General features: G+C 39.4%; 20 protein-coding genes. 13 read left to right on the top strand and 7 right to left on the bottom strand.

What is annotated here, in order from left to right; genetic code table 11:
• The first annotated feature begins 351 nt into the window (after nt 1–351).
• The 6 genes from B9T23_RS14470 (at nt 352) to B9T23_RS14445 (ending at nt 6,284) form a co-directional block, all read left to right on the top strand.
• Complete coding sequence (locus tag B9T23_RS14470) at nt 352–1,776, top strand: phosphomannomutase/phosphoglucomutase (RefSeq protein WP_086194588.1); 1,425 nt, start codon at nt 352–354, stop codon at nt 1,774–1,776.
• A gap of 10 nt (nt 1,777–1,786) precedes the next feature.
• Nucleotides 1,787–2,686 (top strand): acetylglutamate kinase, encoded by a 900-nt coding sequence (gene argB, locus B9T23_RS14465; RefSeq protein ID WP_086194587.1) that lies wholly within the window; start codon nt 1,787–1,789, stop codon nt 2,684–2,686.
• A 209-nt stretch (nt 2,687–2,895) separates the two neighbouring features.
• On the top strand, nt 2,896–3,744 hold the full coding sequence (locus B9T23_RS14460) for a class II glutamine amidotransferase (RefSeq protein WP_067723901.1): 849 nt from the start codon (nt 2,896–2,898) through the stop codon (nt 3,742–3,744).
• A gap of 535 nt (nt 3,745–4,279) precedes the next feature.
• Nucleotides 4,280–4,735: a bacteriohemerythrin gene (locus B9T23_RS14455; RefSeq protein ID WP_067723902.1), complete on the top strand. Its 456-nt coding sequence runs from the start codon at nt 4,280–4,282 to the stop codon at nt 4,733–4,735.
• Between the two features lie 143 nt (nt 4,736–4,878).
• Nucleotides 4,879–5,961, top strand: a complete 1,083-nt coding sequence (locus B9T23_RS14450) for an SLC5/6 family protein (RefSeq protein WP_086194586.1) — start codon at nt 4,879–4,881, stop codon at nt 5,959–5,961.
• Nucleotides 5,961–6,284: an RnfH family protein gene (locus B9T23_RS14445; RefSeq protein WP_086194585.1), complete on the top strand. Its 324-nt coding sequence runs from the start codon at nt 5,961–5,963 to the stop codon at nt 6,282–6,284. Before B9T23_RS14450 ends, B9T23_RS14445 begins: the two co-directional genes overlap by 1 nt.
• A gap of 45 nt (nt 6,285–6,329) precedes the next feature.
• Here B9T23_RS14445 and B9T23_RS14440 read toward each other — a convergent pair whose 3' ends face one another.
• Nucleotides 6,330–6,728, bottom strand: a complete 399-nt coding sequence (locus B9T23_RS14440) for an outer membrane protein assembly factor BamE (protein ID WP_067723905.1) — start codon at nt 6,726–6,728, stop codon at nt 6,330–6,332.
• Between the two features lie 112 nt (nt 6,729–6,840).
• Between B9T23_RS14440 and fur the strand changes: the two genes are divergently transcribed.
• On the top strand, nt 6,841–7,278 hold the full coding sequence (gene fur, locus B9T23_RS14435) for a ferric iron uptake transcriptional regulator (RefSeq protein WP_067723906.1): 438 nt from the start codon (nt 6,841–6,843) through the stop codon (nt 7,276–7,278).
• 59 nt (nt 7,279–7,337) lie between these two features.
• Here fur and B9T23_RS14430 read toward each other — a convergent pair whose 3' ends face one another.
• Nucleotides 7,338–8,459 (bottom strand): PilT/PilU family type 4a pilus ATPase, encoded by a 1,122-nt coding sequence (locus B9T23_RS14430; protein WP_067723907.1) that lies wholly within the window; start codon nt 8,457–8,459, stop codon nt 7,338–7,340.
• 25 nt (nt 8,460–8,484) lie between these two features.
• Nucleotides 8,485–9,522, bottom strand: coding sequence for a type IV pilus twitching motility protein PilT (locus B9T23_RS14425; protein ID WP_067723908.1), 1,038 nt, complete (start codon nt 9,520–9,522; stop codon nt 8,485–8,487).
• A gap of 124 nt (nt 9,523–9,646) precedes the next feature.
• Between B9T23_RS14425 and B9T23_RS14420 the strand changes: the two genes are divergently transcribed.
• Both B9T23_RS14420 and B9T23_RS14415 read left to right on the top strand, forming a co-directional pair.
• Nucleotides 9,647–10,333 carry a YggS family pyridoxal phosphate-dependent enzyme gene (locus B9T23_RS14420; protein WP_086194584.1) on the top strand — a complete coding sequence of 229 codons (687 nt, stop codon included), beginning with the start codon at nt 9,647–9,649 and terminating at the stop codon, nt 10,331–10,333.
• Nucleotides 10,334–10,494: 161 nt separating this feature from the next.
• The gene (locus B9T23_RS14415) at nt 10,495–11,292 is read left to right on the top strand and encodes a thioesterase family protein (protein ID WP_086194583.1); all 798 of its coding nucleotides are present in this window, start codon (nt 10,495–10,497) and stop codon (nt 11,290–11,292) included.
• A 63-nt stretch (nt 11,293–11,355) separates the two neighbouring features.
• Here the strand turns inward: B9T23_RS14415 and B9T23_RS14410 are convergent, their stop codons facing one another.
• From B9T23_RS14410 to B9T23_RS14400, 3 genes are all read right to left on the bottom strand, one after another.
• A complete protein-coding gene (locus tag B9T23_RS14410) occupies nt 11,356–14,952 on the bottom strand; it encodes an AAA family ATPase (protein WP_086194582.1) in 3,597 nt (1,198 codons plus the stop codon).
• 9 nt (nt 14,953–14,961) lie between these two features.
• Nucleotides 14,962–16,212: an exonuclease SbcCD subunit D C-terminal domain-containing protein gene (locus tag B9T23_RS14405; protein WP_086194581.1), complete on the bottom strand. Its 1,251-nt coding sequence runs from the start codon at nt 16,210–16,212 to the stop codon at nt 14,962–14,964.
• A gap of 124 nt (nt 16,213–16,336) precedes the next feature.
• A complete protein-coding gene (locus B9T23_RS14400; protein WP_086194580.1) occupies nt 16,337–16,714 on the bottom strand; it encodes a VOC family protein in 378 nt (125 codons plus the stop codon).
• Nucleotides 16,715–17,018: 304 nt separating this feature from the next.
• Between B9T23_RS14400 and B9T23_RS14395 the strand changes: the two genes are divergently transcribed.
• Nucleotides 17,019–17,996: a diguanylate cyclase gene (locus B9T23_RS14395; RefSeq protein ID WP_086194579.1), complete on the top strand. Its 978-nt coding sequence runs from the start codon at nt 17,019–17,021 to the stop codon at nt 17,994–17,996.
• Nucleotides 17,997–18,043: 47 nt separating this feature from the next.
• Here B9T23_RS14395 and B9T23_RS14390 read toward each other — a convergent pair whose 3' ends face one another.
• On the bottom strand, nt 18,044–19,024 hold the full coding sequence (locus B9T23_RS14390) for an MBL fold metallo-hydrolase (protein WP_086194578.1): 981 nt from the start codon (nt 19,022–19,024) through the stop codon (nt 18,044–18,046).
• Between the two features lie 212 nt (nt 19,025–19,236).
• Here B9T23_RS14390 and B9T23_RS17075 point away from each other — a divergent pair, with 212 nt between their 5' ends.
• From B9T23_RS17075 to tnpA, 3 genes are all read left to right on the top strand, one after another.
• The gene (locus tag B9T23_RS17075; RefSeq protein ID WP_228145941.1) at nt 19,237–19,764 is read left to right on the top strand and encodes a restriction endonuclease; all 528 of its coding nucleotides are present in this window, start codon (nt 19,237–19,239) and stop codon (nt 19,762–19,764) included.
• Nucleotides 19,721–20,080 (top strand): hypothetical protein, encoded by a 360-nt coding sequence (locus tag B9T23_RS17070; RefSeq protein WP_228145940.1) that lies wholly within the window; start codon nt 19,721–19,723, stop codon nt 20,078–20,080. The genes B9T23_RS17075 and B9T23_RS17070 overlap by 44 nt, the downstream gene beginning before the upstream one ends.
• 313 nt (nt 20,081–20,393) lie before the next feature.
• The coding region (gene tnpA, locus B9T23_RS14380) for an IS66 family insertion sequence element accessory protein TnpA (RefSeq protein ID WP_143222534.1) at nt 20,394–20,538 on the top strand (145 nt) is incomplete at its 3' end.

Below are 20,538 nucleotides of genomic sequence, written 5' to 3'. Positions count from 1 at the left end.
AAAAGAATTCCATAAATAAAAATTTACAATATTAAAGTCACAAGCATTATTTATAGTGTGTTTTTTATCTTCAGATAAACTCTTGTTTTATTTTTGTAAATAACTGGTTTTTAAATAAAAAATATTTAAGAATATTTGTTTTAAAATTGAATAAAAGATTTATTTTTCAATTAAATATCCTATTTCTTGAAAGTTATTTGTAAGATTTTTTTACCATTGCTTAAAAATATGAAATGCATTTAAAATGTTAATCTCTTCCTTTAAGATGATGCACTGGTTGTGAATACTGACTTCATTAAGCATTCCATAAGATTTTCACTTTATGGGCTACTGTAAGTAGAAGAAATCATCATGAATTTTAAGAATAAAAAATTTCCGGCACAAATTTTTCGTGCCTATGATATTCGTGGAAAAGTATCACTTTTGACACCTGAAATTGTAAAAGCAATTGCCTATGGATTGGTTGCCCAATATCAGAAGGTTGGACAGACTCGACTTGCTATTGGTTATGATGCGCGTTTAACAAGTCCAGAATATGCAGAAATCATTAGACAAGTATGTGAAGAAAAAGGATTGAATGCGACCATCATCGGTTGTTGTTCGACACCATTATTATATTTTATTGCCCGTCAATTTGATGGTAATGGGATCATGCTTACGGCAAGTCATAATCCTAAAACAGATAATGGAATTAAGTGGATTATCCAAAATGAGCCACCCTGTCCAGACATGATTCAACAAGTCGGTATAAGTGCAAGTAGCGCTTTTGATCCATCAGAAAAATTAGTGATCAAACCCGTTCAGCATGAAGTTTTGGTTCAATATTGTCTCGAGTATCAGCAGGCATTATTACAAGATATCCAGTTAAAGCGCCCTTTTAAAATTGTACTCGATGGTTTAAATGGTTCGGCAGGGCGCTGTGCTGCATTGGTGTTAAAAAAATCAGGTTGCGAGATTATAACCATCCGTTGTGATGCCAATGGTGATTTTCCCGATCATGCACCTGATCCTTCACAAGAAAAACATCTTGTTGAATTACGAAAAGCTGTACTTGAACAGCAAGCTGATCTGGGTATTGCACTGGATGGTGATGGTGATCGCCTGGTGTTAATTGATGAACATGGTTTGATTATTTCAGCAGATCGATTACTGGCTTTATTTTCAGAGATGTGTTTGAAAATGCATCCTGGTCATGAAATTGTTTACGATGTGAAATGTTCGACCATGGTGAGGAATACCGTTCATCGCTTAGGTGGACAAGCGAAAATGATTCGTACAGGCAGTTCTTTCTTGCGTACTTATATGTCGCAATCTAAAGGCAAAGCAGTCTTTGGCGGAGAATACGCAGGTCATTATGTTTTTAATGACGGGCGTGGTTTTGGCTATGATGATGGTTTATATGCAGCCTTACGTGTGCTCGAGTATTTAAGTCAACAACCGGGTTTAACCCTATCACAAGCATTGAAGGCTTATCCTGAGCGCAGTTGTACTGAAGATCTCTACATTAGTACCCATAGTGAAGAACCTGCAGCGGTATTGCATGATGTTGAAGTTAAAAGTCATAATTTGGACGCACAATTAAGTAAAATTGATGGTGTACGACTTGATTTTGAAGATGGATTTGGCATTATTCGAGCATCGAATACAGGTGAATATTTTACAGTACGCTTTGATGCGGACAATCCTGTAAGATTAAACGCGATTCGAAACACATTTGTTTCCATGTTAAGTGATCGATATCCTAAAATCGCACAAGACATTTTAGATGCTCAATAAGGAGAGGCGAATGCCACATCAGCATACTGGCATCGACAAAGCACAAATTTTGACTGAAGCTTTGCCGTACATTCAACGTTTTGCGGGTAAGACGCTAGTAGTGAAATATGGTGGCAACGCAATGACCGATCCAGAGCTTGAAAGCTCGTTCGCACGTGACATTGTATTGTTAAAAACTGTCGGTTTAAATCCAATCGTGGTGCATGGTGGTGGTCCACAAGTGGACTCATTCTTAAAGCAGCTCGGTCGTGAATCTGACCGTATTGATGGAATGCGTGTAACTGATCCTGCGACCATGGAAGTGGTTGAAATGGTTTTGGGTGGCAGTGTCAATAAATCTATCGTCAACCTGATTAACCAGCATGGTGGTCGTGCCATTGGCTTAACGGGTAAAGATGGTAATTTGCTGCGCGCGCAAAAGCTGTTGATGGAAAAAACCGCTGAAGACGGCACAGTAACACAGATTGATTTAGGTCTGGTGGGTGAAGTGGTTGGTGTGAAAACTGACGTACTTGAAATGTTCACTAACAGTGATTTCATTCCTGTGATTGCACCGCTTGGCGTAGATGATGAAGGTAACACTTACAACATCAATGCCGATTTAGTTGCGGGTAAAGTGGCTGAGGCTTTAGGTGCGGAAAAACTTATTCTTCTGACCAATATTACTGGCGTTCTCGACGAAAATAAAAACCTGCTAACAGGTTTAACCACTCAAGAAGTCGATCGTTTGATCGAAACCGGCGTGATTTATGGTGGCATGATTCCTAAAGTGGGTTGTGCGCTAGATGCTGTGAAAGGTGGCGTTGTAAGCGCGCATATTGTGGATGGCCGTGTTCCACATGCAACCTTGTTGGAAATCTTCACAGATCATGGCGTAGGGACTTTAATTACCAACCGCGCCAAACATTAAATCAGTCATTTTAAAAAAGCCTCCTTGTGAGGCTTTTTTTATTGTCTTGTTTAGACTGCATCAATTGAATTTTTAATAAAATTAAGTAGTTGAGCATCATTCTTGAGCTAATGCATAAAATAGTGATGGGTATTGTAAATTGAGATTTGCAACGTCCAGTCCAGTCATGCAAAATAGAAAAATCATGTATTTGCTGTTTGATCAAGACTATGTGCCAGTTGCTCGGAATGAATTGTGCTACACCAACGGATGTGACTTTCTCATTTCGTGGTTTTTCTCAACGTGCGGGCATTACATCCGACCATTGTGATGGTTTTGGTATCGCCTTTTTTGAAGATAAAGCCTGCCGACTTTTTGTCGATAACCAATCTGCAGTTGAATCACCGATTGCTGAACTGGTGCGTAATTATCCCATCAAATCACGCAATGTGATTGCCCATATTCGTAAAGCGACGCAAGGTAAAATTAATTTAGAAAACTCGCATCCATTCAGTCGTGAACTGTGGGGACGTCAGTGGATTTTTGCCCATAATGGCGATTTGCATGGTTTTAATCCCACTTTATCCGGTCGTTTTACTCCTGTAGGAAATACTGACAGTGAGCGGGCTTTTTGTTTTTTACTCGATCAGTTGGTGCTTAAATTTGGTTATCATGAACCGAAGCTGGATCAAATTTTTGATTTATTGGCTGAAGTGTCCCCCAAAATTGCCGAACATGGCACGTTTAATTTTTGCTTGTCGAATGGGCAGGCTTTATTTACATATGCCATCACCAAATTGCATTGGCTGGTACGAGAATACCCATTTAAACCAGCTCAATTGATTGATCTGGATGTCGAAGTTGATTTCAGTCAGGTTACAACACCTGAAGATCGTGTCGCCGTAATTACCACAGAGCCTTTAACGCAGAATGAAGTGTGGACAGCCTTTGAACCAGGAGAAATGATTTTATTTCAGGATGGCCGTCCCATTAGAAAACAACTGACTTATATAGAACGGCTTGAGCGTGAAAGATTAAATCCAGAATTAAAAAGAATCACCAAAGCAGATCAATATTAGTCAATAAAAGCTAAATATGTGTAAATCTATAAAGATTTTCTATTTAATATCTTTATAGATTTTTGCTTTATTTCTGTAATATATTTGAAATATTAATTTCTTTTACTAATATGATAATAAGATTTTTAATTTTTATACTTTAAACTGTATTTTTTATAATACTAAAACTTTAACAAATTTTCTTAATTTTAAAATATGTTTATTCTGCAAATTAAAATTATATCAATCCCTATTATTTTATTTTCACTCATTTTTTACTTAAAAATTTAAATTAAGTATTTTATTTTTTTTAATAATTTAATCGTTATTTAAGTGGTTTTTTGATCATTAATAATCCTGTTAGGAGATTATATTGGTTAAAAAATACTTTATTCTTTTGGTTGGTATTTTGTTAAAAAACATTATATATCATTGGCTTATATTTTTTATATGGGTTTTGGTTTAAAACCAACTGTTTTGGTTGATTTTTATTTGTTAAAAATCAATATATTATCAATTTATGTGGTGAATCGTATATATTTTATAGGTGGTCGTAATGAAAATGAAATGGGTTCCGGAATATAATACTGGTATCGATGTGATTGACGATCAACACAAACGAATTCTTGATTATATCAATGAAATTGATGATGTTGCAGAACATACGGATCGTGCCCGTATTAAACAAATTCTTGAAAATATTATTGATTACACGCAATCGCATTTTACTTTTGAAGAGTCTTTGCAAGAAGAAGCTGGTTATAAATACCGCGTACCGCATAAGCGTGTACATGATTTATTTATTAAAAAGATTGAATCTTACCGTGACCGTTTTGAGTTGGGACAAGCCATTGAAGGTGAATTGCATGAAGTGCTTTCAAAATGGCTAATTAATCATATTCAGCACGATGATGCTGATTATGTGGGTGCAGTAAAAGAAAATATGATGGGAATCATTAAAGAAAAAGAAAAGAAAACAGGTAAAAACTGGTTTGCTCGTTTCTTTTCATAAAGAAAAATAAACGGGATAACAACAAATAAAAGTCATAATAATCTTGCGCAGCAAATCATTAGACATGATGGTTTGCTTTTTTCTTTTTGATTTTCCCTCATGACAAAGGCAAAATAGCGAAAGACTTTTTTTAGGAACGCATCATGCAGGACAATGCTATGTCACGATGGCTATCACCGCTGATGGCATTTTGTTTATCTTTTATCATCATTGCCACATTAGCACCGATTGTAGGGATTCAGGTTGATCGTCAACTTGATTTTTGGTTGTTATGGTTAGGTACTATGCTTATTTTGGCATTACCGATCTGTTATTTAGAAATTGCCTTGGCGAAGCGCTCAAAAACCACAGCGTTAAATGCATTGTCTAACTTGACGCGTGATGCAGATGCATCACAAAAATGGCGTGTAGTCGGTTGGTTAGCGGTTGTCTTTATTCCTTTCTTGGCAGGCGGCATGCTGTCTAATGCAAGCCAGTTATTGGGTCATTTTGCTTTCAATGGGATTGCGCCTAATCTCTTGTTCGTTGGCTTAGCAGTTGTTGCAATTGCACTTTCATTTGCAGCTCGAAAGATTATTGTTATCTTAAGTGTTGTGGGTGTTTTAGCTTCCTTGATTCTAGCAAATATGATGGGAACGGCTTTGCCTGCTTGGCAAGTGACGCCAGTTGAATTTAGCGAGTGGGGTAGTGCGACCGTATTGGCACTCGTAGCTAGCGGTTTAGGTATGGGCTTGTACTGGCAAAGTAGTTTGCCGACGGTTAATCAACAAGATGTTGCAACCAAAACAGCATTACCGATCTGGATTGCGCAATTATTAGCAGTGGTTGCTTTTGGCTTCTTTGCTGCCAATGCTCAAATTCCAACTTTTGCGTTTGTGGTTGCTGTAGTGAGTGCATCTGCACTTTTACTCAATATGGCACGTGAACAATTACTGCAACGTCAACTGAATATCGCTATTCAATGGCTCGTGATCTTGGCTGCTGTGTTCGTTTGGGCCATTCCTGCAATAAGTCCAATTTTTAATACAGTACTTATGCTTTGGGGCTTAGTGATTTGCTTGATCTATGCCATTTTTGCTGGATGGATCATGAAAATTAGCCATTTACGTAAATCTATGAATTTCAGCAATGAGCTATTTTATAACTTGTGGCGTATTGCAGTACGTGTGGTGCTCCCTGTATCGATCATCTTGGCGATGATTGCTATTATTGGACAATTGGTCTAATGAGTGAGATACAACAGGTTTGGGTGGCGTATGCGGCTCAGGATCAACAGTTTCATCTGGCTGTCCCTTTTCAACACGGTATGACTGCTTTAGATGCGATTGAGCAAAGTGGTATTCGGGCACAAATTGATTTACCCGAACCACTTTCATTGGGGATCTTTGGGGTTCGATTACAAGATCCGAATCAAATATTACAAGTCGGTGATCGTGTCGAGATTTATCGCGCATTAACGATCAATCCGAAGGATATTCGCCGAAAACGTGCTGCAGAAAATCCAGTCGGACTTTATTGTCGCGGAAATCGCTTTAAACAATTGAAGTGATAAGAAAAACCCCTCATTGAGGGGTTTATTTTTATTTTAAAGTGGCTATAGTGGGGGCGCATTGAGAATTGCTTCTTTTGATCCTGGTAAGCCAGGTTGAGATTCTGGAATTGTTTCCAAACCTTCAATTTTTATGACAGTGCCTGTTGGATCGAAGTAAATTCTTAAATGTTGACCGTGAGCTGCAGGAATGTTGGCTTTTTTAGCATATGTTCCTGGCGTATAGTTGTAGATGTAGTCCCAACGTAAAGGATTCATTGGATCTGAAACTGTAGGGCTACCGAGCAAGAAGCGAACTTGTTGGTGACTCATACCGACCTGAATTTTTGAAGCTTGTGCTTGAGTTAATGGCGTCCCTTGCGGAATATCAACTTTATACACGCCCAAGGTCGAACAGCCTGCGAGCAGTGAAGTGACGAACAACGTCAACATGATTTTTTGCATTTTGCTACACTATCCCAAATTAATTATGATGCATTTGATCCACGGATAGATCATACTGCATCTAAACTTTGTTGCATATTCCAACTTTAAATTTGTTGAGAGACCTTTTTACATGCCTATTTCAAATCAAGATTTACGCAAAGCTGGACTTAAAGTTACGCTTCCACGAATAAAAATATTGGAATTACTAGAAAATTCAAGACAACACCATTTAAGCGCAGAAGACATTTATAAAACTTTACTTGAACAGGGTGAAGATGTCGGTTTAGCAACTGTGTATCGCGTGTTAACACAGTTTGAAGCTGCAGGTATTATTCAACGTCATCATTTTGAAAATAATCATTCCGTTTTCGAAATTATGCAAGAAGATCACCATGATCATATTGTTTGCCAGAATTGCAACAAAGTCGTTGAATTTACCAATGACGTGATTGAGACTCAGCAACATGAAGTGGCTGAAAAGTATGGCTTCACTTTGACAGGTCACTCTTTAAATCTTTATGGTTATTGTGATGCACCTGAATGCCAAGATGCATTACGTAAAAAATAACGCTGACTTAGAATCAGTTAAAAAAACAGGCTTCTTTTGAAGCCTGTTTTTTTTTGCTTTTAAGCTTGGCCATCAAAGGTGATATTCGAACTTGCATGCAATAAGCGCTCGGCACCTTCTTCTGACAACTTGATTTGCAAACGAAGATCGTTTGGTGAGTCCGCATGTTTCAATGCATCTTTATAGGTAATTTTTTTGGCTTTATACAAGTCAAACAATGCCTGGTCAAAGGTTTGCATCCCGAGCTCACGTGAACGCTTCATCAACTCTTTAATTTCATGTACATCACCTTTACGGATCATATCTGCAATTAAAGGCGAGTTGATCAGGATTTCAATCGCTGCACGACGAGACTGACCATCAACAGAAGGAATGAGCTGTTGCGCAATCACTGCTTTTAAGTTGAGTGATAAGTCCATAAACAGTTGGTTGTGCCGATCCGCATCAAAGAAGTGGATAATACGGTCGATGGCTTGGTTGGCGTTGTTGGCGTGCAGCGTGGCAAATACCAAGTGACCGGTTTCAGCAAAGGCAATCGCATAATCCATGGTTTCGCGCGAACGAATCTCACCAATTAAGATGACATCGGGTGCTTGACGCAGGGTGTTTTTCAAGGCAACTTCAAAAGAGTCGGTATCAATGCCCACTTCACGCTGGGTAATGATACAGCCCGCATGTTCATGGATAAATTCAATCGGGTCTTCAATGGTGATGATATGACCTTTAGAATTCTGGTTACGATAGCCAATAATAGATGCTAAAGAAGTGGATTTGCCTGTACCTGTCGCACCCACGAACAGAATGATACCGCGTTTGGTCATCGCCAATTCTTTTAAAATAGGCGGTAACTTCAGTTCCTCCATGGTCGGAATGACGGTTTCAATACGACGCAATACCATACCGGGTTCATCGCGCTGTTGAAATGCACTGACACGGAAACGGGCAGTTTTGTCACGGTTGCTGATGGCGAAGTTACATTCGCGCGTTTCAGCAAATTCTTTACGCTGCTTTTCACTCATAATTGAGTTTAAAAGTTGTCCAACAATTTCGCCCGTCAGCTTGGTCTTTGCGATTGGAACAATCTGACCGTTAATTTTCATGGACGGTTCAACATCGGCAGTAATAAATAAGTCGGATGCCTGCTGTTGAATCATCAAATTCAGTAAGTCGTTAAAATCCATAATAAGATCCTAAATCCGTTTAAACTTATAAGAATGATTCTGGTTGTTTTGCCATGGTGCGTGCAGTCTGTGGACTGATAATGCCTTTAGCGACTAAAGTTTTTAAGCTTTGATCTAGCGTGGTCATACCGTAGTTGGCACCCGTCTGGATGGCAGAATACATTTGAGCCACTTTGTTTTCACGGATCAGGTTACGGATGGCAGGAATACCAATCATGATTTCATGCGCTGCGACACGACCGCCACCATTTTTCTTCAATAGGGTTTGAGAAATCACGGCTTGTAATGATTCAGACAACATGGCACGAACCATGTCTTTTTCTTCTGCCGGGAAGACGTCAATCACACGGTCAATGGTTTTTGCTGCAGAGGTAGTATGTAGTGTACCGAAGACCAAGTGACCTGTTTCCGCAGCAGTCAATGCCAAACGGATGGTTTCAAGGTCACGCATCTCACCGACTAGAATAATGTCAGGGTCTTCACGTAGTGCCGAACGTAATGCTTCGTTAAAGCCGTGTGTATCACGATGCACTTCACGCTGGTTAATCAAACATTTTTTCGATTCGTGTACAAATTCGATTGGATCTTCGACCGTTAAAATATGGTCATAACGGTTATCGTTAATATAGTCAATCATCGCAGCAAGTGTGGTTGATTTACCCGAACCTGTAGGTCCAGTCACTAACACGATACCGCGTGGGAAATTACAAATATCTTTGAAGATTTGACCCATGCCAAGGTCTTCAATGGTCAGTACTTTTGATGGAATGGTACGGAATACGGCACCTGCACCACGGTTTTGGTTGAATGCGTTGACACGGAAACGAGCCACACCCGGCACTTCAAAAGAAAAGTCGGTCTCTAACTTTTCTTCAAAATCACGACGCTGTTTATCGTTCATGATGTCATACACAAGTTTGTGTACTTCTTTATGTTCTAAAGCGGGTAAGTTGATACGACGAACTTCGCCATCGACACGGATGAGTGGTGGCATACCCGCTGATAAGTGTAAGTCTGACGCCCCATTTTTAGCAGAAAAGGCTAAAAGTTCAGTGATGTCCATAATTTCCCCGAGATCATTTAAATGTTATTTATTTTGTTAGAATAATAAGGCTTTCCCAGAGCTTAACCAACAGTTAGTTTAAAGGGAAAGTAAAAAAAGATGAACGAAAATGAGAACCTCGTCAATGAATAGTCTTCAAGCGTCACGAAATAAAGTTTTACAGCAAATTGAAGATGCCTGTAAACAGGCCCAGCGTGAGCCGAAAACCGTACAGTTACTGGCTGTTTCGAAGACTCATCCAAGTGAGTCGCTACGTGAAATGTACCAAACGGGACAACGTGCATTTGGAGAAAATTATTTACAAGAAGCTCTGGATAAAATTGAAACTTTAAATGATCTGGACATCGAGTGGCATTTCATTGGACATGTTCAGCGCAATAAAACCAAACATTTGGCTTCAAGCTTCGCATGGGTACATGGAGTGGATCGTTTTATTATTGCCGAGCGTTTATCCAATCAGCGTGAAGCCTCTCAAGCACCGCTGAATATTTGTTTACAAGTCAATATTGATGCGCAAGAGACGAAAGACGGATGTCAGCCGAATGAAGTGGCGGAATTAGTTAAAAATATTAGCCAGCTGCCACATTTAAAATTGCGCGGCTTGATGGTGATTCCCGCACCCAACAATATCCATGCTTTTGCAGATGCAAAACAACTCTTTGACACCGTTAAAAAAGAACATGCACATCCTGAAGACTGGGATACTTTAAGCATGGGCATGTCCAGTGATATGGCTGAGGCGATTGCAGCAGGTTCAACTATGGTTCGAGTGGGAACGGCATTGTTTGGCGCGCGAGATTATTCCAAGTAAACAATACTTACATCCATTTTAATGGTGTTGAAAACTGAACTTTAGGGTTCAGTTTTTGTTTTAAAAATTGAGCTTTCCACTAAAGTTGAGTACAAAAGGAACAGTGTAAGGGAATAATCTGTATAAAAATTATTTATTCGACCAAGAAAATAGGGAAGTTTATGACGGCATATTATCAATTGATCGGGCGAAATACGGATGTGGTAGGAGAAGTCACGGCGCATTACCGCTCAACCATACTGGCTCAAGGGGCATGGAATGAGCATGAGCAGCATATGGCACCCGCGACTGGAATTATCTGTGCGGAATTAGACCAGTTTTCCCCACGAAATGATATGCGTATTGGCCGGATCAGTTTAGATATTTTAGGTCTGATTCCTGCTGGAGAGTTTAGTATCACCACCAAAGTAATTCGCCCGGGCAAGACCATTGAGCTGATTGAGTCAGAAATGAAAGCTCAGGGTAAAAGCTGTATCGTTGCACGTACCTGGCGCATGATCACCCAAAATAGTCAGTTGATAAAAGGTTTGGAAGATGCTCATGGAAATGCGCCTGAAAATGCGCCAGTGTGGGAAGGAATTCGTCAGTGGCCGGGTGGGTATATTCAGTCGATAGAAGCACGAAGTCATCAGCGCCGTGCTGGGAAGGGTATTGTTTGGTTGCGAACGCCACATGACATGGTTGAAGGTGAACCTACCAGTGATTTTGTCCGCTTAATGGGGATGGTCGATACCGCTAATGGCATTGTGCCACGTCAAGAAACACCTTTTAGCTGGGGCTTTCCTAATCTGGATTTACAGATCCATATGCACCGTTTACCGCAAGGTCAGTGGCTGGGTCTGGAAACCATGCAGCAATATGGCGACGATGGTATAGGTCTAACCAGTTCCGTGTTGCATGATCTTTCTGGACCATTCGGGCGTAGTGAGCAGATTCTGACTTTGCGCCCCATGGCATAGTTTTTTTGCAAATAAAAGCCTAGAGCATTTTCTAGGCTTTTTTATAACTTTCGGATTTTAAAATTACCCCACCACCTGAATGGTACTTGCACCGGCACCTAACGGTTTCACCTGAATCTGTACCGGAATGCGTTCGTGCATTTCTTGAATATGCGAGATCAGCACTACTTTGCGTCCCTGACTTTGCAACTGATCCAAGGCATTCATCACCATATATAAAGAAGACGCATCTAAAGTCCCAAAACCTTCATCAATAAACAGCGATTCAATTTTCATCGAGCCAGAGGCCATATTGGCAATCGCCAAAGACAAGGCGAGGGCGGTCAGAAAGGATTCACCGCCAGAGAGTGAAGAAACCGAACGGGTTTCACCATCCATGTCATGATCGACAATCGCGAGGCTTAAAGAATGATCCAGACGCTTGAGGGTATAACGCTGCGATAACATGGCGAGTTGCTGATTGGCATGTTCAACCAGAATGTCGAGATTATATTGTTGTGCATAATCACGGAAATCTTTGCCTTTTGCATCGCCAATCAAGCCTGAAATTTTGCCCCAACGATGTTCTTGTTGTTGAATGCTTTGAATCTGATCGGCAAATTTTTGCAGTTTCAGCACATTTTGCTGATGAACTTCGAGCTTTAAATTTAACTGGTCATAGGCATCTCGTTGGGCTTTTAATACCGTGAGATGCTGTTGTAGTCGCAGTTGTAATGCGGTGAAATCGCAGTCTGGCTGTAATTTTAAATGTTCAGCAAGTTGTCCATGCATGGTTTTTAAAGCCGACGATGCCTCATTCAGCATCCGTTCAGCGTGCTGGAGTTGCTGACGAATCTGTTGCTCTTGGGTGCTATCAATCAGCAGTAATTGAGTTAACTGATCTGCCTCAAAATCAGGATGCAGCGTTAACCATTGCTGAATTTCAGTATCCGATTTTTCTTTAGCATCCATCTGCTGTTGTTGCTGGACTTTAAGCTGGTTTAACTGATTCTTCTGCATTTCAAAATTTTGACGTAATTGTTCAAACTGTTGTTTTAATTCAGTATAAGTGGTTTGCTGTTGTTGACGTTTTTGATCATGGGCTTTTAGCCAATCATTCGGCTTATCTTGCTGTATTCCGGTCATATCAAAAATAAGTGAACAGGCAATTTTACTATTCTGTTGTCCTTTTTCAGAAAGTTCATTTACGACTTGTTGAGTCTCTTCAAGCTGCTTCAACAGATAACCGAGATCGGACTGTGCTTTTTGCAGTCCCTGTTGTTGTACGTTTAACTCTGTATTGAGCTGTTGTAGCTGTTGCAGATGTTTAAAGCGCTGCTGCAAATCCTGTTGAATTTGCTGCGCCGTCTGAACGGTATTTTGTTGCCATGCTTGTTGCTGTGCTGGACTTAGGCAAGAGAAAACATCATTCACTTGAGTTTGTAAGGTCTGAGCAGATTCGAGTAAATGCTGTTGTTCTTGAATTTGCTTCGAGAGTAACTGCTGATCTTTGGAGGCTTGAATCAAGTTTGCAATCTGTTGTTCAGCCTGCTCTAAACTCAGTTTGAGTTGTGTTTGAGCTGCCGAAAATTCTTCATTCAGACCTTGCTGTGGCTGCTCTAAATTAAGCTGTAATGCAGCAATTTTAAATAGTTGCTCTAATGCATCTTTTGTCGCTTCAAGTTTTGTTGTTAATTGGAGAATCGTCGTTTCAGTCTGAGTATGTTCAGTCTGTAATTGAGTCAAATGGAGTTGCTGATCTTGCCATATTTTAAATGTCGTTTGCTCAAGTTCAATAGCCTGTTGTTCTTGTTGCTGCTGGAGATTAAACAGCGTTTTAGAAATAATGCTTTGATCTTCTTTATAAGGATGATGGGTACTGCCACAGACTAGACACGCTTCACCAGATTGCAAGTTATCACGTAGCTGCTCAATACTTTCAGTATGCAACAAGCGCTGTTGTTGTAAAAACTGTTGCAGGTTTTCACGCTCTAATTTAGCCGTTTGATAGTCTTGATCTGTCTGCTGGGTCTGTTTTTGCAGTTGTTGCAAGCTAACGGTTAAAGTGTCTAACTGTGATTGAGCAGTTGTTTTTTCATTATTATCTGAAAACCACTGAGCGAGTTTTTGCTCAATCAAACTGAACTGATTGAGTTGAGCCAGTTTCTGTTCACGTTGCTGACGCATTGCTGCTAACTGTTGTTCTAATGCTGCAACATTTCCAAACTGTGAAATATGCTGTTCAAGTTGTTGGTGTTTCTGTGCAAAATTTTGTTGGGCAGTCGCAAGATTACCTAAACTATTTTCAATATGTTGATAGTGTTGAATAAAACGTTGAAGTTGCCCTAGATGGACATCTAAACCGTGGTCTAAAGCTGAAAACTGTTGGCTATGTTCCAGTTGTTGCGTAATTGTAGTTTGGTTGTGTTCAAGCTGTTGAGCGTATTGCAAGCTTATGTTGAGTTGCTGTTCTAACGGCTGCTTTTGAAGTTTTAGTTCATCAAGTTTGGTATTGGCTTTACGGAATTCCTGTCCAATAAAGTCGCGTTCTTGAATACAGTGACGAACTTGCTGTAAGGCTTGGTCATGTTGTTGTTCAAATGCTTGGGTGATTTTAAGGGCAGTTTCAGCCTCTAGATAAACCTTTTTTTCGGCTTCAAATTGGCTTTCCAACCCTAAAAACTGCTGCTCAGACTGTGAAATTTGCGGGGCAAGTTGTTGCTGTGCCTGAATGTTGTGTTGTTGTTGAAAGACTACAGGACGGATACTGGAAAACACCTCTAAGCGCTGTAACTTTTCACGTTCTTTTGACAGCTGTTGATGACTCAGCTGTTGTGCATCAAAATGCTGTTGTTTAAGGGCAATCTCTTGCTCAAGTTTATGTTTATGTTCAAACCACTGTTGCTGTAATTCAAGTCGGGTTTTTTCTTGCTCAAGTTGAGTGAGCTGTTGTTTTATTTGCAGATGTTGTTGCTGTAAATCAGCGAGATCCTGCTCCGAAATAATCTCAATATGACCTAACATTTCTTCGAGTTTTTTACGCTCTTTTTCAATATCCGCCGTTTTACGAAAAGCAATTTCACCAATTTTGGCAAAAATATTGGAGTTGGTTAAATATTCAAGTAAAGCGCCACGTTCATTATCCCGGGCTTTTAAAAATGCGGTCACTTCAGATTGGGCAAGCAAAACTGCACGGGTAAATTGCTCAAAACTGAGTTGGGTGATTTTATGAATACTGGCATCCACTGCCTTGGCTTTATCCGCAATCACCACACCATCGGTTAAGCATTTTAAATGGCGTTGTACACTTTGTAATTTACCCGTAGCACTTTCACGCGCACGTTTAATTTCCCAACGCGCCAGATAATGTTTCTGATCCTGTGCCACAAAGACAAGTTCGGCAAAGCCATGTCCTGTACCGCGGCGAAGTACGGTTAAAGGGGAGTTGGTCAGTAATTCTGAACCATCCACATCGACCAATTTACCATCACTGCCTTTTAGACGTGGCACTTGATTGAACAGTGCGAGGCACATGGCATCTAGAATTGTAGATTTGCCTGCCCCGGTTTTGCCAATAATCGCAATTAAACCGGCATTGGCCAAAGGCTCACTTTCAAAATCAATAAAATGTTCACCAGCAAGAGATGCCAGATTTTTTATACGTATAGATAAAATTTTCATGGCAAATCCTTAAATCGTGTTTCTATCTTCAAGTAAATGATGGGCTTCTTGAACCAGAGTTTGAAAATCTTTCAACACTGCATCATCTTGCACATAACCTTTGCTTTGCCAAATTTGTTCAAACAGTTTTTCTGGCGTTGGCGGTTCAAGCTGAATTTTTGCAGCACTATTTTGTATTTCAAGATTTTTGTACTGACGTGAAATTTTAACCAGTCGATAGCGGTTTTTAGGCAAGGCATCTTCAAATTGTTGTCTTAAATTAGGTAGCGGAGGCGTGTCGGTATGATATTCAATATCAATATATTCACGTTGATCAATATTGGCAATTTCACCACTGGTTAGCGCTTTAAGCTGTGCAAATACCTCATTCAATTCACCACGAATCCGGTGCAATTGAATACTGCGTGGAATAGGCAATGCTTCAGATTGAAAAGTAGTTTCATCCGCTTTCGAGGGTTCAATTTTGACTTCAACCACTTGGTGCTTATAGTTAATTTCACTGAAAGATAAAGGAATCGGTGAGCCGCTATAACGAATATGCGGATGCTGAACTTTTTGTGGTTTATGCAAATGCCCAAGTGCCACGTAATTAATCACATCATCAAATAATGCGGTAGACAGAGCTTCTTCATTGCCAATAATAATCGGGCGTTCAGAATCGGAAGTTTCGCCGCCTTGCATATGCGCATGTGACATTAAAATCAGCGCTTGATCATCGGTTTTACGTTTCTTAGCTTCTGCAATCAGTTGTTGGTGTAAATAGGAAATCGCATTTTGGCTATTGGTGGTGTGCTCATTAAAACCGGTAATTTCCGCAGCACGTAAAAAGGGCAGGCATAAACACCACGCGATAATATTTTTATCTAAGTCGTAAATGGGTTGCAGTAAACGATCGAGATCTAAAGTTTTATCTTCCTTCCAACGTACCACTCCAACCGTTCTGGCATTGTATTTTTCTAGCAAGGGCTCAACTTGTTCAATGCGATAACCTGAATCATGATTACCTGCAATCATCAGCGTTTGCATATGCGGGGCAAGTGCATGGGCATCGGCTAAAAATTGGTAAAGCTGTTTTTGTGCAGCAGATGCAGGATTGATCACATCAAAAATATCGCCTGCAATCAGTAACGCATTTGGTTGTTTTTGTTGTATTTGTTCAAGCAACCACTTTAAAAACTGTTCATGTTCATATTGGCGTGAATGGTTGTAAAAAAATTGTCCCAAATGCCAATCTGATGTATGAAAAAAATGAACAGCCATGAATGCCCCAAATCACAAAGTATGATAAGGCTATAAATTACCATAAATTATGCGGGTTACTCTGCAATTCGTAGTGGGTGTGACCGCTTAACTCGGGTTAATTTATTAAAATTTCAGGCTTTTTTTATTTCGCATTTTCATCTGCTTCAACCAGACCAAAGGTGTTTTGATCCAAGTCGAGAAAATAGCCCTGCCAGCAACGTCCTGGAATGGCAAATTTAGGCATGGCGATTTGGCCACCCGCGGCAAGAATCTTGTTCGAAGCGGCATCGAAATTTTCGACCAAGACAGAACAGGTAAAAGCATTGGTGCCACAATGTGTCGGTGGTACTTCTGCAGGGCGTTTCAGTAATCCGCCAGACATGTTTTCAGTTTCGATCTGGTAATATTCAACAGGAAGACCTTTAACCTTGGTAAATTTCCAGCCAAAAACAGTCTGGTAAAAGTCAATGTCTCTGAGTGGGTTTGAAGACTGGATTTCAAAGTAGACAATATTATTCATGATGTGTCCTGATCGTTATTTAAAATATTTTAGAAAAATTGATACGATGCTTTTGCCGTATAAGAGATTTTTGATTGCTTTTAAAGTAAATCAAATGCTTGGAATGATGTGTTTCTTCTTTGAGAAAAATTGTATAAGAATTAAACAAATTTAGATTAAAAAAGAATAAGATTGCAAAAAAGCAATTTATGTTTTGGGGACCTACTTGGAGTAGGTAAATCATAAAAAAAGCAAATAGAAATTCATTCAGGGCACAGGTTTATAGGTCATCGAATTTCTTTTGTATCCAGATTAGAGCACAACTATGCCAGATAATCCGTTTGATAATAATCTGCCGAATGACATGTTTTACAAGACATTATTGGAGTCAACCTTAGCCATTCCATGGAGCATTGACTGGGCAACAAAGCAGTTTAGTTATATTGGCCCGCAAATCGAAAAGTTACTGGGCTGGAAACAGGATTCCTGGAAGTCGGTGCAGGATTGGGCAGACCGCATGCATCGGGATGATCGTGATCATGTGTTGAATTTTTGCGTATCACAATCCATTGCAGGCATAGATCATGAAGCGGATTATCGTGCTTTAAAGGCCACTGGCGGATATTGCTGGATTCGAGATGTGGTCCATGTAGTGCGCAAGGAAAATGGTGAAGTTGAAAGTTTAGTCGGCTTTATGTTTGATATTTCTGACCGTAAGAAAAAGGAAGAAGAATTAACCGCCTTACATCGCAAGCTGGAAGAGTTTTCCTATAAGGATGGTTTAACCGAAATTGCAAACCGCCGTCTATTTGATGATTTTTATTCGCGCGAATGGTACAACGCGATCCGTGAGCAAAAGCCAATATCGGTGATTTTGATCGATATCGACTTTTTCAAGCAATACAATGACTTTAATGGGCACATTATTGGCGATGCCTGTATTAAGCAGATTGCACAGATGCTGGAAAGCTGCTGTGTCCGTCCGCGTGATTTAGTGGCACGTTATGGCGGAGAAGAATTTGCCATTGTATTGCCAGAAACACATTTAGAGGATGCGATTCAAGTTGCGACAAAGATTCTTCACATGATGGATCAGGCCAATCTTCCACATCGGGCTTCACCTATTTCTGAAAACGTCACTTTAAGTATGGGGGTTAAATGTATTTTCCCTACAGAGAAGAATGATAAAATACACTTCTTGAATCTGGTTGATCAAAACTTATTTAAAGCAAAACAGACCGGGCGTAAGCGCTGTATTGCCGATGAAATGTCAAATTCTATTTTCAGTTCAGCAGACAATTGAAATGCAGATAAACTCAAAAATCCCTTCAATTGAAGGGATTTTTTTAATCAATCTTTAAAATGCACCGGTATCCACTGGTAACGCTTTCCATCTGCAGAATAAATATGCCCAATGCCAGGGAAAGGTAAATGTGGTGCAGCTACGGTCTGTCCCTGTTTAGCTAAACGGGAAAACTGGGCCAAACGTGTTTGCACTGCTTTTTTCGGGTCAATATCAAAATCAATCGCTGTTTCGGGTTGATCAAACTGAATGCTATGTGAATGGACAATATCACCGACAAATACCATTTCTTCATTACCAGACTTTAATGCAAAACTAAAATGTCCCGGTGTATGACCTGCAGTACTGATCACGTCAAAACCTTTTATTTTGTCACCTAATTTAAAGGTCTTAAAGCGTTTCGTGGCTTGATAGGGCTGAACTGCTTGCTGAATCTTCTCTACAGTTTGTTTGAATCTGGCTTGTTTATCTTGTGGTAATTTTGCTGCCTGTTTGGGATTTAGCCAAAAGTTTGCTTCCGTATCGGCAACATAGACTGCGGCATTCGGAAAGCTAGCTACGCCTTTATCACTGATGCCACAGACATGATCCGGATGTAAATGGGTCAGTAAAATGGTATCCACTTGCTCAGTCTTATAGCCCGCAGCTTTCAGATTTTTCACGACTGAACCAAAATTGGGACCGTTACAGCTCGATGAACCGCTATCCACCAAAACCAGCGATGAACCCGTATTGACCAGAAAAGCATTCACTGAGGTTTGCACACCTTTGGCCTGATCAGCATGATATTTCTTTAAGATTTGCGTCACTTCAGTTGCTGGAATACCTTTAAATAAGGCAGGAGAGAGGTAATTGGTGCCATCAAGCAGCGCTGTAATTTGTACATTACCCAATTGGTGTTGGTAAAAGCCTGCGACCTGTTTTTGATGAGCGATGGATTTGGTTTCCACAGCCTGAGCTTGGGGCATGACTATCAATGAACTCAGTGCTAGTGCTGTTATGACGATTTTCTGATTGAGTGTTTTCATCGTTATTCTTATCGTTTAAATGACATGTCTTTTTTAGCATATTTTGGGCTAAAATTTATGCGATTTAAACAAAAAGCCAATTATAAGAAGAACTTTTTAATTATGATGTTTAAAATTTATAGATTTTAGTATTGTTGATTAGTGTGAATTTAAGAGCGCATTATTGATTAATAATACATTATTGATTAATAATAAAGGAATTATCTTATTAAATGAATAGCAATAGAGATTGGTTCAATTTTCAGGAAGATATCGCACAGCATTTTAGAAGTCTAGGGGTTAATGCTGTGACAAATAAAACGATTCAGGGAGTTCGGACAGAACATAATGTCGATATTTATGTAACTTCAAAGTATTTAGGCACGAATATCAAATGGATTGTTGAAGCTAAACATTGGCAAACAAAAATTCCTAAAGAAAAAGTATTAGCGCTAAGAACAATTGTAGATGATATCGGTGCGGATAAAGGTTTTATTATTTCTCAAGTAGGCTTCCAATCCGGTGCAATTGAGGCCATTAAGAATACTAATATTCAGCTGTATACATTTGATGAGTTAATTTTATCTACTAAAAGTTATGTTCAGAATGAAGTTTTAGAAACATATATTCGTAGAGCAAGACTATTGAAAATAAGATATTTTGCACACAAAAAGAGGATTAGAAAAGACTATGGTCTGAGAGGAGAACTCGGGGAAGTTGCAAGTTTTTCTGGGGGCATGGTTAGTAAGTACCATATTTGAAATACTAGATAAAGCTAAAAATAATTTATACCCAATTGATTTAACAACGAACATGATTGAAAAGGTTGGTAGTGATATAGCTGAGAACTTTATTGAACTAGTACAATGGTTAAACTTAAATCTTAATTGGTTAGATGAAAAAATATTACAAGCCGAATATCAAATGATGAAGGATGGAGTATTTAACCCTGAATTAGTTAATCCCAATTTAGACGTGCAAACAATGAAAGAACAATTTATGAATATGAAAAATTTCTCTAAAAATGGTTATTCACAAATAATTGAAAATTTTTTAAAGAGAAGATTGAATAAATAACCTTATCTTAATGAGATGACAGGCGACATGGATGTCGCCGTTAGCTTGTGATATAGGGAAGTATCATCAAGCTAACAAAAGATTTTTGTTACTTTTGATCTTTCAAAAGTAAGGTAATGCCTATGCAATGGAAAGAAAATTATAAATAGTAAAGTAAGGCTGTGAATTAGCTAAATCCTCTCCCTAACCCTCTCCTTTAAAAAGGAGAGGGAATATTACATATTGATTTAAGTCTATAAATTGGTAATCCCCCCTGAAAATAATAGGACCTAAAAGTAGAATTTTCTCTTAAAGTATAGGCAGGAGATTCTGCATGAAAACATCTAAATTTACTGACAGTCAGATCATGTCCATTTTGAAACAGGCGGAGTCTGGCACACCTGTAGCTGCCCTTTGTCGTGAACACGGTATGAGTAATGCGACCTTCTATAAATGGCGTGCTAAATATGGCGGTATGG

Source organism: Acinetobacter terrae (genome assembly GCF_002135195.1).
In the GTDB taxonomy this organism is placed as follows: domain Bacteria; phylum Pseudomonadota; class Gammaproteobacteria; order Pseudomonadales; family Moraxellaceae; genus Acinetobacter; species Acinetobacter terrae.
Note: the sequence above shows the minus strand (reverse complement) of the source record. Positions and strands in the feature narration are given on the sequence as shown.